Genomic DNA, 14496 nt, shown 5'->3' on the forward strand with positions numbered 1-14496 from the left:
GATGGCGGGTACGCATATAATCCCGGGATTGGGTGTGCGGCTCTCACGGCTGGGACGGTGCTTCAGAATCGTCATCAAATCTAATGATTATGCTGTCAACGCCTGCATCGATTGAGACGGAGCGAATGCCCGAAGAGCAAGGCTATGCAAGGGGCTCACAGGTAAGCAGTGATTACTTCCGCATTTGCACATCATGTCTGGACGCTCCTACTAGAAAAACGCAAAAAAAAACGCCAGGGAATCTACTCTCCCTAGCGCTAATTCTCCTGATTATATCGCGGAATCGAGTTATACAGCGAAGTCGAGCTCCGGTACGATTCGTTAAACTCCTTGATGATCTGCGCCCCTCCCTCTTCCAGCCAGCGCTCGACCTGCGCTTCATACCCCGCCTCATCAATCATCCCAAGAATGAATTGATAGGTCGCATCACGCATGTTCTCTTCCAGCCTAACCCCGATCTCATTATATCGGGCGGATTCGAGCGGAACGGTCGGATCGTTGATTAGGAAGTTCTCATTGTCGAGAATGAGGCGCTCCGCCTTGTCTTTAGCCTCGTTCCTGGTTACCGGTTGAAGCATGCCGTCGATGGTGCTTGGTCCCCCGATCATGAGCGCTTGATACGGCTTTACGTCCTTTTCCCTTAGATTGTACGAATCCACGGCCATGGCTTTACCGTCCTTAACCGTATAATGCTCGCCTTCGATTCCCCAATACATGTAATTGGCCAGCTCGGCGCTCATTAATTCATTGTAGAAGGCCAGCACTTCCTTCATTTCCGTCTCGGTCGGAATCGCGGACTTGGGAAACAGGACAACCGTGCCGTATCCCTGCGTAGCCCAAACACCATACCCGTTCGGCCCCCGCACCCGGTTATGGACATCCAGCACCGCGTCCGGGTCATTGGCCTTCAGCTTCGCTTCCAGAGACAGCACGTCGCTCATCGCCCCTACATACACGCCCGCCTTACCGGTAATGAAGAGCTCCTGCTGGTCCTTCTTGCTCGTTATCGGAAAATCGCGATTGATCAGCCCCTCTTTATGCAGCTTACGGAAAAACTTCATCGTCTCCATATATTTCGGGAAACGGAATTCAGGCTGCAGGGAATCCTGATACCAGCCCCAATTGTTCGGCGTTCCAAAATAAGAGCTGATGGTCTTGAATGCACCGTAAATCAGGTCATTGCGGTCCGTGAGCCCGATCGTATCATCGAGCCCGTTGCCGTCCGGGTCGTCAAATGTAAACCTTTTCAACATCTCGTACAGCTCTTCCAGTGAATCCGGCGCGGAGAGCCCCAGTCGGTCCGCCCAGTCCTTCCGATAAATGATCCCCTGCCTTGACAGTGCGCGTTCTTGATAGAGGCTGTATAATTTGCCGTCAATCGATGTGTTCTTGAGCACCTCCGGCTTCAATGCGCTCAAATTCGGATAGCTGTCCAGATAAGGCCCAATCTCCCAAAACAAACCGCTGCGGATCTCATCCTTAAAATAGGACAAAGAGGCCGCATTCTTCAAATACAGCACCTTCGGCAATGTCCCTGTCGCAATCGAGGCATACACTTTTTCATCATAGCTGCCGTCCGGTACCCATTGAATGCTCAGCTGCGTCCCCGTCTTCTCCTCGATGATCTTCTCGATCGTATCCGATGGAACTTCAGCCGTATGCAGATTGGCCATAATCGAAATATGGGGCTGCTGGTTCTCCGAAGCATTGGTCGACCCGCTTGTCCAAACCCTTGATATGCCGACGCAGGCAGCCATCAGTGCCAGCATGATCAGGGGAAGCAAAACATAACGCTTGGTACGGATACTCACAGCACGACAACCTCCGTTTCCCGACTTCCTTATAGACAGATTACCGAATCCGATTCTTTTATGCAGTCGTATTCAGACGTGAAGCTTCCAATATCAAATGCAAGGATTATTCCCTAGGAAATGATTATTGAACGCAATCCATAGAACCCATACAATGATTATACACTTTGTTAAACAGGAGAGTGTACCTATTGCATCCAAAAAATAGTCTTTATTCTAAAATGGTCCTGTTCGGCTGCATCATCAGTATCATTCCGCTCCTGGCCCTTGGGTTCTTCTCGTTTATGAAATCGTCCGGATCGGTACAGAATCATGTCAATACGAGCAATATCCAGCTCATGAATCAGACGAACAGCAATCTGGAACAGGTGCTGAGGACCGTGGACTATACCCTGAATTACGTCATCAACTCCAATATTTTGCAGGGTGCCCTTTACCGTCCCCTGTCCTATTACGACTTTCAGCTGTATAACAAGCTAAAGGAAGAGCTCAGCCTCCTCCAATCCCCGGAGACGAGAGTCACCGATGTCATCCTGGCTAATACGACCACGAACTGGCTGATCAATAACCGGGGAATGTACGAATTTAATGAATACGCTTCCAAAGATACGCTGCTGTCTCTCATGGATATGCAGGGCAGCTCCAACTGGGTCATGCTGGACACCGAATCGCTCGGCTCAAGCGATACCCTCAGCTATGCCTGCCCGTACACGATTGCTCTCGTCAAAAAAATGCCCATGTCTACCTCGTCCGCCCGGGGAATCGCCCTAGCCACAATCCCGAGTTGCAGTCTTGCCGCTATGATGGACAGCCCCTCTCCTTCCAGAGAGGTCATGGTGCTTGATCACAACTACCGAATCGTCGTGCATCCCGATCAGGGAAAGGTCGGCCAATCCTTGACCGAGACCGGATATAACAAGGATGAGCTTGATCGCTTCGACAGCAAAAGCGGGCAATTCGAGACCCGAATTGATAACAAGCCGATCTCCGTTACCTATGTGAAATCGGATTTCAACGGCTGGCTGTACGCTTCTTTTACCGAAATGTCGGCGGTGACCAAGGAATCCCGCTCCATCGGCTGGTTCACGCTGTATATTTGCCTGCTGATGATCGGGCTCAGCATTCTGCTGGTGTGGCTCGGTTCCCGCAGAGTATACTCGCCGATCCGCCGCATCCTGCAGGGCATCGCCGAGCGCCTCCCGGATCTACAGGCTAATAAAAAGAACGAGCTGCAAATTATCGATGAGCATATCCGGGATATGTTCAATTCGAACACCCAGCTTCGGAACGAGCTGCGCCAGAACAGCCGGCAGGTGCGAACCTTCTTTCTGCACAAGCTGTTTCTCGGCAGAATCAGCCCGCCTGAAGCAGAGGAGCAGATCGCGCTGTTCGGCTTCCAGGAGCAGGTGGCGCAGTGGGAGCATCTCGCGGTCTTCACGCTCCAGATCGATACGCTCGACGATACCCGGTACGAACGCAAGGATTCGGATCTGCTTCTGTTTGCCATCAATAACATGATGGAAGAGATGATTCCATCGATGTTTCGGTTTCCGCCTGTCATTATTGACCAGACCCAGGTCACGCTGATCGGGCGGGGCGGAATCCCGCTGGAGGAATTCAACGATTATATCTATAAGCTGTCGGAGGAGATTCAGAGGACGACCCGCAGCTTCCTCGATCTGGAGGTCAGCATCGGCATCAGCCTTCCGTATAAGTCGTTGACGAAGACGTCCCGCGCTTACCAGGAAGGAATGGAAGCCTTAAAGCACCGGATCAAGCTCGGTACCGGCGTCATCATCCCTTATTTCAGCGTGAATTCAGGCAAGCATACCCGGGTCTACTTCTATCCGATGCAGGTGGAGAACGAGCTGATCGACGCGATCAAGCTGGCGGAGGAAGAGCGTGCGCTTGAGCTCCTCAAACAGTGGCTCGCCGAGGTATTTCAGAAGGACCGCACGCCGCATGAGTATCAGATCTCATTGATCCGCCTGCTGAATGACCTGATGATCGTAATGCAGGAGAACGGCATCGTGCTGGAGCAGCCCGACTTTGGTAACAGCTCCCTGGTTGAGGAGCTGCTGGCACTGTATACCGGTCCGGAAATCGAAGGCTGGTTCAAAACCCGCGTCATTCGCCCGATGGTGAAGGTGTTCCGGGACCGCCAAGATTCCCAGTATCAAAATCTGTCCGAGCAGATCATCGAGATCATCCGCAATGAATTCGACCGCAACATTACGCTGGAGGAATGCGCCTCCCGCTTGCATTACAACAATTTTTACTTAAGCAGCGTGTTCAAGAAAGAAACGAATATGTCGTTTAGCGAATATCTGTCGCAGTACCGGTTCAAGATGTCCAAGAAATGGCTGGTGGAGACCGACATGCCGATCAAGGACATCGCTGAAAAGCTCAGCTACAACAATTCGCAGAACTTTATCCGCTCCTTCCGCAAGCTGGAAGGGATGACACCAGGTCAATACCGGGCCAAATACAAAGGAATGGAGGGATGAACGGAACGGCCTTCGGGCTGCTCCATCCCTGCTTCTTTATTCCAGCTTCTTCCCTTCGATCCCGGTCTTACGAGCCTGAAAACGGACTCCAAGGAACCTCCCCTTCGAAGATGCAGCCAAGCGAATATTGATCGGCTTGTTCATCCGTCAGCGTGCCGGACCAGGATACCCGGTGCTGCCGATCTGCTCCGGGACCGGCGCAACGGTATTCCACATAGGTCACGGTTGCTTCGCTCTCCGGCTTGTCCCAGTTGTCCCAGCCTTCGGCTCGAATATGCGCTCCCATCCAGCAATCGATCCATGCCACCTTTGCGTGGTTACGCCATGGCCGGCCTAAATACACGGAGCCCTCGGGCGCATCGCCCGTCAGCCTGCAGCGGACAAACACATAGCCGTACGGGCTGCTTTCCGGCGTGGACGCGGCCGTAATCCAGCCGTTAATCTCCCGATGCCGCTCTACATGAGGAAGGTTTTCCGCGGTCAGACGGTTTCGGGAGAAGATTTCGCAGTCCGTAAACACGGCTGTCGCCGAACCGAAGATAAAATCGACATCCCCCTCGATATAACAGCTGTCGTACCACTGGCGTCCGGCTACCTTATGCAGGCCGTCTCGCGGTCCCCCAAAGCTGCCCCGCTTCAGCGGTTTATCCGGCAGCGGACCGGTGAACAGCGTATCCTGATGCCCGATAAAGCGGCAATTTCGGAAGCAGATGCGGTCGCCGTCCACATAGGCGGCCAGCGCCTGTCCGACAAGCTCCCCCCGGCCGGCATCATTTCTTATCGTCAGGTTCTCGACCGTCAAATCGTCCGCACCAAACAAAGCGGTGTAAGAGTTAAAAGTATGGTACGGACTGCCGTCGGGGAACGTTTTTCTGGCGTAGTCGTCATATGCAATGATGGTTCCTTCGGCACTTTCCCCAACGAGATGAAGAAAGGGCTTCTCAATATGGAGCTTCTCGTTATATACGCCATCGCGGATATGGATGACGGTTCGTTGCTCAGCCGTTCCGCCCGGCGCATGGTCCACCGCTTCCTGAATGCTGCGATAATCCCCGCTTCCATCGAGCGCTACCGTAATCAGGCGCTGCTTCTCTTGTTCCGGCAATATCCTCATGCTCTTGCCCTCCCCTGACATATTCACTCACCGTATCCCTCCGTCGCAAACCGTTATTCCCTTCCCTGTATGGTTTCTCGGGGGAAAATCTCGATATCGTTATCATCGATATTCTAATTATTTCGATATCCATATCATAGTAGAGATTCGTGCATTCCGCATACAATCCCTGGATAAGCCCATGTCCTGACACTCAAATGAACCCCTGTGCCGCGGAGCCCAAATCTAATGATTATTCCTAAAAACACATCAGATTACCAAAAAAGGTCACCTCCGTCCGGTACTTTTCAGCCGCCTGTGCTTCTACAATGAAAATAGTATTCTTTAAAAGCTGGACGATGTCCATCCAACCAAAGGAGATCTATGCCATGAACCGAGAAATGCAGGCCGATATCGTTATTCTCGGGGGCGGAACAGGCGGTACAGCCGCCGCCCTCGCCGCTGCCAAATCCGGAAAAACCGTCATCATGACCGAGGAAACCACTTGGATCGGCGGGCAGCTGACTAGCCAGGCCGTCCCCCCGGACGAACATCCGTGGATCGAGTCATTCGGATGCACCCGAAGCTATAGACAGTTTCGTGAGGGTGTCCGGCAGTACTACCGGGATCATTTCCCTATGACCCCCAAGGCAAGGGCAACGGTGAATCTCAATCCGGGCAGCGGCATCGTCAGCCGGCTGTGCCACGAACCCCGGACCGCCCTGGCCGTGCTGCACCAAATGCTGGCGCCTTACGTTCACAGCGGCAAAATAAAGATTCTGTACAAATCGGTAGTCGAACAGGCGGAGGTTGACGGCGACCAGGTGAAGAGCGTAACGGTCAAGCTGCTTGAGACCGGAGATCGCATCATCCTTCAAGCCCCTTATTTCATCGATGCAACAGAGCTCGGGGACCTGCTTCCGCTAGCCGGAATCGAGTATGTGACCGGAGCCGAATCCGTGGAGCAAACCGGCGAGCCCCATGCGGTGAGCGGAGAACCGCTGCCGCAGGATATGCAAGGCTTCACCTATTGCTTTGCCGTGGATTACTTGGAGGGTGAAGACCACACGATCGATAAACCGCAAATGTATGATTTCTGGCGCCAGTACAAGCCGGATTTCTGGCCGGACCGCCTGCTCAGCCTGACGGCAGTAAAGCCCTCCACGAACGAGCCGTTCGATTATGAAATATTTCCTGGCCACGGCAAGTTCCCGCTGTATCAATACCGTCAGATCCTGGATCCGAGGCACTTTGCGGAAGGAACCTTCGACACCTCGGTATCGCTTGTCAACTGGCCGCAGAATGACTACTGGCTTGGTTCCATTATCGATGTTCCCGAAGAAGAGGCTGCGCGCCATCTGAACGAAGCAAAGCAGCTGAGTCTGTCCCTTCTGTACTGGCTTCAGACGGAGGCACCGCGTCCGGACGGAGGTCAAGGCTATCCCGGGCTGCGTCTACGTCCGGATGTTGTCGGAACGGAGGATGGCATGGCGATGTATCCGTATATCCGGGAATCCAGACGCATTCAGGCTGAATTTACCGTCCTGGAGCAGCATGTGGCCACCGATTCCAGGCCAAGCGGAACGGCGGAAGAGTTCTATGATTCCATTGGCATCGGCTGCTACCGGATTGACCTTCATCCAAGCACGGGCAATCGCCCGTATATCGACATCTCGTCCTTACCGTTTCAAATTCCGCTCGGCAGCCTGATCCCGAAACGGGTAACCAATGTGCTAGCCGCCAGCAAGAACATCGGCGTCACCCACATCACGAACGGGTGCTACCGCCTTCATCCTGTGGAATGGAACATCGGCGAAGCTGCCGGCTACTGCGTCAGCTATTGCCTGGATCACGGCATCCTCCCTACGAACGTACGCAACAACGAGGAAACGCTGGCCGACTTCCAGCAAAGGCTCACGAGTGAAGGAATCGAGCTGAAATGGCCGGCGCTGCGCCCGGTATAAGGTATTCTGTAGTGAAAATACAGGAATCCAAGCTGCACAGATTTGAATAGACAGTTGCCGGTTATGAACCGGCGACTGGTTGTTTAGTCCTTTGAATGCGAATTGAGTTGATGTGGAGTTTTCAGCGTAAACAAAAACGGCAAACTAAGATACGACGTAGAGTCTTAGTCTGCCGCTTTTTTCATGGATTAACGTTTCTCTTTGCTTACGGGCTGCCGACTACCCCCGCCACTTTCCCCTCAATTTTGTCTGTGGGTAATGGCCCGAACAATCTGCTATCATTACTGCGGGACCAATCATCTCCTACAAGATAAACATGGTCTTCGGGGATCTCGATTTCCTCCATGCTCATTTGTTGAAAATATTCCACATTGTTTTCAATGTTTTTTCGTATATGAGTTTCTATGTTATCGCGCTCTAAAGCTTTTTTCAAACTTTCGAGATCATCCCCCAGTCGATGTGCCCTTCCGTAAAAAGCATCCAGCAATTTGTCGTTAATATAGATCTGTCCTTTTTCAATCTTTACTTTTTCGCCGGGCAGCCCGATAACTCTGGAAATGCTGTACTCACCAAGATTCTTTTTAGTCTCAGGATTCCTGAAGTATACGATATCACCACGGCTAATCGAGTGATCATTGTAATACTTCAAATCAATCACAACCTGTCCTTCTAAATCATGATTCCCACGATCCATGTTGTCATAGTTATGATTATAGATGATCTGCCCGGAATCCAACTCATGATTGGTTAATGTAATAATCGTTGGTTTGGTTATGGAATCCGTGATGATTTTACTTGTTTCATCTGGACTGCAGCCTGCAAATATTAGTACAAATACAAAAAGGACAATGACGACTCTCATCATCTTCCCCCCTTCGACTTCTTACCCTTTATAACGAAATCTCAAGGGTAATTGTTCCCGACATATTCAGGATTGGTTGAACTTTTCCACCCGTTAGCTTAATGACCACCATAATGGTTTGTAAAATTTCCGAATAGCGTTTGCCGGATCGGAGGCGGCCGGAGGAGCTTGCTTGCCGGGCCCCGAGTTATTCAAGGCGCACAGAATTCTTATAAGCTTTCATTCCATTGACGGGGGGATATCCCACAAAATAATATACAACTATATACCCGAAGGTGGGATCACGTATGGATATGACAGTCGTATTGGAGCAAGCCGTCGAATTATTTGTCCATGAGCTGGGCGACAATCTGGCCGGGGTTTATTTGCATGGATCCTTGGCCATGGGCTGCTTCAACCCGGCAAAAAGCGATGTGGACCTGCTGCTCGTGGTGCATCAAACATGTTCAAAGGAGCAATGGAAGCGGCTGGCCAAACGAATCATCGCTTTTCAAGACAATCTTCTGAGCGGGCGGGGGCTTGAGCTGAGCGCCGTGCTTGCATCGAGCATCCGGAACTTCGTCTATCCGCCGCCATTTGAATTTCATTACTCGGACTTTCACCGCGAGCAATATATCGCCGACGAGAATTACTTCTGCGGCGGATTCGGCGACCCCGATCTGGCAGCTCATTACACGGTGATATACCATCGGGGACGCACCTTGTACGGCACGCCGGTTCGCGAGATGTTCAGGCCGATCGACCGGACATACGTTGTACAAGCGCTCCTCCATGATGTTCGCGAAGCCGTACAGGAAATTAACAAATCTCCGCTGTACTATACGCTCAATCTGTGCCGGGTGCTGTACTACCTCCAAGAGGGCGTCGTCTCGTCCAAACAGGAAGGCGGTGAATGGGGCTTGCACACGCTTCCCCCGGAGTACCGCCCCATCCTGGAGCATGCGCTCCGCGAATACGCTGGTGCAAACGACGCTTCTGTGATCGAAAGTGCCGGGCTTGTCCGCTTCGCCGAGTACATGCTCGGCGAAATTACCCTCGCCGTCGAAGGCGGATCTCCACAGGGTTAGAGCGCTGAGACTGCAGGTACACCACTGTGACGGCCTGTGACGCTATCGATAGAGAGGGAGAATTTTAACGGTTTGTTCCAGAGATCGCGTTACGGGTACCATGCAGTGAATGTAACTCCGCAGGGTAACACGAAGCAACCACACGATGTACTTGGGATGTTGTGTGTTGGCACACCATTGTGCGTTTGGCTCTTTGTGCGTTGGCACATTGCGCGTTGCCTCGTTGCGCGTTGACACTTGCGAGTTGGCACATTGTGTGTTGACACGTTCTGCGTTGGCACACTCGTTGTGCGTTGGCACGAAAAATACACCCCCAGGTTATCAAAACCTGGGGGTGTATTTTCTTTACCGGATGCATTCGCTTCGATCTCATGAATTGCCGCATCTAAGCCAACGCCTCCGTATTAAATCAGCACTGGGGTTGCCGCAGACTGCCACTTGGACTATTGCACTGTCCTACTGTTCCAGCTTGCCTTTCGTACCCATTACTATGGAGAAGCTGGCGAAGGCAACCTTTTTTTCGTTCACCTTCGCAGACTCCTGAAGAAAATTAGCGGTTCATATAACCTGCCATTTCCAGCATTCTGGCCAAGACGGCAGCGCCCTCTGCACGGGTAGACTGGGCATCCGGTGCAAAGCGTTCGGACCCGCGACCTTTCATAATGCCCGAATGCACGATGGCCGACACCGCCTCCTCGGACCAGCCCGCAATGCTGTCCCGGTCCTTGAAGCCCTCCAGCACCGAGCCCGGATCAACGGCCTCCAGTTCGGTTCCGGCAAGCTTCATTGCCCGGACGAGCAGCACGCTCATCTGCTCCCTCGTAATTCGGTCATTCGGTCTGAACTCGCCGCTGCTGAAGCCTTCAATCAATCCATGCTCTACGGCCGTCGCTACAGCTGAAGCATACCAAGCGTCCGCCCCGACGTCCCGGAAGCTGGCGTCGCCCGCCTGCTCCTTCAGCCCGAGCGCCCGCACGAGCATTGCCGTAAATTGGGCCCGCGTTACCTGCTCATTCGGACCGAACCGGTTCTCGCTTAGCCCTTCAATGACGTGCTTGGAGGCAAGCAGCGATACGTCCTCATTGGACCAATGATCCTTCACATCCGCAAACGTCTTTTCATATGCGGCCGCCGTATAAATGCCGCCTTCCCGGAATCTGAACTCTGCTTGAGCCGCCCGGATGATCGCCGGTACGAAATACAATTTACCGGCAGCCGCATCCCATCTCAGCACCGATGTAGAAGATGCGTTGACACTTCCCGGCAGCGGCTTGGTGAATTTGGCCGGTGCACCCTTCCAAGCGGTGATCGGCTTCAGCGTATCCCCCTGTTTCCAGGCAAAGGATAGCTCAAGGGATGCACCAAGCTTGGAAGCTCCCTGCCGCAAGGCTTTGCTGATCGCGTCTTCTTCCGCTTTCGCGGCGCTGCCGACCCGAATCTGAAGCGTATCGGCATTCCCCTGCTGCAGCATCTCTCGCAGCACCTGAATTGGAAGCTCCAGCTTGCCGAAGGCCGATTCCACTGTGATAGAGCCGCCTTGCAGCTCTGCTGCAGCTGTGCTTATGCCTTTAGCCGGCAAGTTTAGCACGATGGAATCCGCCGCTTCGTCGAATGCATATCCAAGCACACGAGACGGTGCTGGCTGCTTGCGCAGCTGTTCGATATCCGCCAGCATCCGCTTCTCATTCGCATCGGCTGTCACCACGGTCCGTCCATCCGCGCCCGTCTCTTTCTTAATGTTTAGGCGAGGCTCTTCCGGCTTAGGCGGGATCGGAGGCTCACCACCGGATCCGCCTCCCGGATTTCCAGGGTTGCCAGGGTTCGAGCCCCCGTCTCCTGTTGACGTCCGAATCACCTCGAATGTTTTGCTATTGGTTTTATAGTTGTCAACGTACACGTCGACCGTAACCGAGTTGACGCCGGTTGCCAGCGGAACTGCAGCCGTAAATTTTCCGTTCGTGGCCACCGACGCTTCGCCGCCGTTTACGTTTACGGTAGCCTTGCCGGGTCCAAGAACTTCAACCTGCCCCTCGAGCTGAAGCTGGCTGTCCCGCGTCTCTTTCCCCTCATCATCCATCAGTTCGCTTAATACCGCGGAACGCACCTGATCGCCCGTATTGTAGGCGTTCGCCACGAGCTGACGCAGCGTTCTCGTGCCGGACGGGTCCAGCGTGGAAATGACGAAGCCGCCCTGAGGGATGACGCTGTTATTCTCCTCCGGTGATCCCCAGCTCCATTTGATGGCCTGATTGCGGTTTACGACTTTCGTAACCTGACCGGTGTTATCGACAACGACCTCGACGCCAAAGCGGTTGGTGCCCGTGGAGTAGCCGAAGGCCTCCGTCATGACGTTGATGTTCCCTTCGATGCGGTTGACATTATAATAATTGCCTTCCAGGAACGTATCCGGGCTATTCGGCAAGCTCATCCCGAGCTGGTAGTCCTTCACCCATTCCCGGTCCTGAAGCGCTGCCTTGGCGATCGGCCAGTTGACCTGGGAGGCGTCGAACAGCATCAGGCCGTTCGTATTTTTCAATCCGGCTTGGAACACTTCCCGCTGCACCGCCGGGGCCTGCACGTTGTTCATTGCGATCCCTGCATACAGCGGAATCTCCCCGTTCGTCACGATGTTACCGAGCGTAATGTACTTCTGAATCTCCTGACTAGTCGTTTGATAAGCCCCGATCATGAGAAAATCCAAATACTCAATGTATCCCGTCTCATAATAATCCGGCGTATACACCGATTCGTCCGGCATGCCGAGCGCTGGATGGTACCTGAAGTTTTTGCTGCCCCAGTTCACGCCGTTTAAGTAATAGGTCTCATACCAGGAGCCGACGTAAGAGGACACCTGGATCGTCTTGCCCTTGGTAGCCTCATAGGAATCCGCCAGCTCTTTTACCTCCCGGAAAAAGCTTTGAATCGTCCCGGAGCGGAATTCCCACCATTCTTGAATCAGCGGACCATATACCCGCACATTGTTCTCATAGTAAAAAATATCGTTCGGCCAATTGGTCAACTGCTTGTTTTGGGCCTGGAGAAACTGCTCGAATTTCACGCGAGTTTCCTCGCTGAAATCCGCCCCCTCGTTATCGTAACGGCTGCGGTCATGAACGATGCCGTCCACGTCATAGTTTTTGATGATTTCCTCAAACGTCTTCAGCTGATAATCGCGAACCTCGTCATTGGCCGGATTGACAAAAGCGACGAGCCCCTGCTTGTTGCTTTCCCGAAGACGCTTGATCTCCCCGTTGTTCTCCGCGAAGTAGACGCGCTCCTCCCAGTCCAGATGATCGTTGAGCACGGCATATTCGTTATGGGCGATCGAGCCCTCAGCAAATACGTTAATCGCCGCATGGATCTTCAAGCCCAGCGCATGGCCGTGATCGATGAATTCCTGCAGCAGATCGAGATCCGGGCTTGCTCCGGCCTTCTCCGGCGCCTTGATCTCGCTGACGTAAGGCCTTCCCGTCAGGTCGTTCTTTTTGTACGATACAAAGCCCTCCACGCCCTTCACGTCCAAAGCGATGGAAGTAACGCCCGTATCCTTGGCTCTCTCCAGGAATTCACGGACTTGCTCGCTGCTTTGGAATTTCCGCACATTCGATGCCTGGTCAACCCAGAGAATGACTTCTTTCTCAGACGAAAAGCCCGGTCTTGCGAACACCGCAACCTCCTGCTTATCCTGCTCGATCCCGTTCTTCTGCACCATAACCTCGATATAATTGATGCCGGCGGTGAGCGAATAGTTGTAAGTAAACGTGCCGTCCGCACCAAAAGGAACCTCGGTCCCGTTCACGAGCAGCTTGATCGCGTTGATGTCGTCTATGTTTTCGATCTTGCCCGATATGACCGTACTGCCCTCCGTCACGGTATACATCTGTGCGTTATCGAGCTTAAGCCGGGCAATGGCGCCGTTGCCGCTCATCAGATCCCGCACCTGAACGACCTCGCCGTTCTTGCGCAGCTTGATAACGTCTCCGGCTTTGAAATTTTCGGCCAAATAACGCTTGATGTTGTTGCCGGTGTAGCTGTTGTCCTGTGCCATCAGCACGTAGCCGCCTTCGGGAATTTCAAGCTCCGTCGGCCCCGTCCACACCGGCGGCTTGCCGTTTATGGAAGGGTTGATGACCTGCAGCACCCGGTTGTTGGCATCCACCTGAACCGCGACATTCGTCTGCGGAACCGTGATGGACGTGCCGAAATCTCTCGTAAACAAAGCTACGATGTTCGGGATGCCGGTAACATCTTTATCGATATAGTCCAGTTTCTTGCGCGGACCCTCAATGTCGATCGTGATATCTTTCGGGGCCGCTTCGACCTCGATATAATCTTGATTTTCGACTGGCTCGTAAACCACGTTTATCGTCGTGGAAGCCATTTCATTCCCATTGATGATCAGCTTTACGGTGATCGGGTTGGCCCCAGGCTCCAGATACACGTTCATCCGGAACATCCCTTCCGCCGACAGCTCGGCTTCCTCGCCGTCCACGGTTACGACGGCATCCTGATCTGCCGCCAGGTTAGCCACAAAGCCCGCAACCTCCACGACAGGGATATCGACGAGCTTACCGTCCTCCGTAATCAGATGCAGCTCCGGAGGCAAAGGATCTGGATCCGGTCCTGGCTGATCCGGAAGGAAATCTCCGGCATTGACCTCAGTTTCCCCGCGCATGAGCTTCACCTGCTCGCCTTTCCGGAAATGCTGGAACAGCGTTTTTTGGTACGTGGACGTATCCCAGTCTGCCGTCTTCCCCGTCAAGACCACATATCCGCCTTCGGGTACCGGCAGACGCATATCCGGGTCCCATCCAGTGGGAGGATCGTTATCCGGACCTACGACCTGCTGTACCGTTCCGTTTGCATCCACAGCGACGGCGACATGCAGCGACGGCACCCAGATTTCCTTGTCATATACCGCGTTGGTGACCCCGGAGCCGCTGGTATACAGCGCCAAATAATCGCTTTTACCTTCCAATGAAGCACCGGTGACATTAATATCGGTCAACTCCAATTCGGTTCCGGATCCATCTCCGGCCACAAACGTGACGGGCTCAGGATTCGCCCCGCTCCCTCCCTGATCGGTCGGTACGGTGTCGGCGTATAACGGCATCGCCGCAGGAGCCAGCAAGGAGAAGATCAGCGAAAGGCCGAGCAGCAAAGACAGCCTCCTCCGAAACATACGATTCATT

Annotated in this window: 7 protein-coding genes; 3 read left to right on the forward strand and 4 right to left on the reverse strand. The window is 53.4% G+C overall.

Translation table 11 applies throughout. From position 1 onward, the window contains the following. Positions 1-257: 257 nt before the first annotated feature. Positions 258-1769 (reverse strand): extracellular solute-binding protein, encoded by a 1512-nt coding sequence (locus tag NSQ46_RS21655; protein WP_341342619.1) that lies wholly within the window; start codon positions 1767-1769, stop codon positions 258-260. 233 nt (positions 1770-2002) lie between these two features. Between NSQ46_RS21655 and NSQ46_RS21660 the strand changes: the two genes are divergently transcribed. Then, positions 2003-4318, forward strand: coding sequence for an AraC family transcriptional regulator (locus NSQ46_RS21660; RefSeq protein WP_342574640.1), 2316 nt, complete (start codon positions 2003-2005; stop codon positions 4316-4318). A 67-nt stretch (positions 4319-4385) separates the two neighbouring features. Here NSQ46_RS21660 and NSQ46_RS21665 read toward each other — a convergent pair whose 3' ends face one another. Continuing rightward, entirely contained in the window at positions 4386-5432 is a 1047-nt protein-coding gene (locus NSQ46_RS21665; protein ID WP_342574642.1) for a pectinesterase family protein, read from the reverse strand. A 368-nt stretch (positions 5433-5800) separates the two neighbouring features. Here NSQ46_RS21665 and NSQ46_RS21670 point away from each other — a divergent pair, with 368 nt between their 5' ends. After that, positions 5801-7375: an FAD-dependent oxidoreductase gene (locus NSQ46_RS21670; RefSeq protein WP_341341680.1), complete on the forward strand. Its 1575-nt coding sequence runs from the start codon at positions 5801-5803 to the stop codon at positions 7373-7375. A gap of 205 nt (positions 7376-7580) precedes the next feature. Here the strand turns inward: NSQ46_RS21670 and lepB are convergent, their stop codons facing one another. Continuing rightward, positions 7581-8240, reverse strand: a complete 660-nt coding sequence (gene lepB / locus NSQ46_RS21675) for a signal peptidase I (protein ID WP_341341679.1) — start codon at positions 8238-8240, stop codon at positions 7581-7583. A 284-nt stretch (positions 8241-8524) separates the two neighbouring features. Here lepB and NSQ46_RS21680 point away from each other — a divergent pair, with 284 nt between their 5' ends. Then, entirely contained in the window at positions 8525-9304 is a 780-nt protein-coding gene (locus NSQ46_RS21680) for an aminoglycoside adenylyltransferase domain-containing protein (protein ID WP_341341678.1), read from the forward strand. A gap of 550 nt (positions 9305-9854) precedes the next feature. Here the strand turns inward: NSQ46_RS21680 and NSQ46_RS21685 are convergent. After that, positions 9855-14495 carry an S-layer homology domain-containing protein gene (locus NSQ46_RS21685; RefSeq protein ID WP_342574643.1) on the reverse strand — a complete coding sequence of 1547 codons (4641 nt, stop codon included), beginning with the start codon at positions 14493-14495 and terminating at the stop codon, positions 9855-9857. Position 14496 lies beyond the last annotated feature (1 nt).

The sequence above is a fragment of the Paenibacillus sp. FSL M8-0142 genome (assembly GCF_038597315.1).
Lineage (GTDB): Bacteria > Bacillota > Bacilli > Paenibacillales > Paenibacillaceae > Paenibacillus_AQ > Paenibacillus_AQ lactis.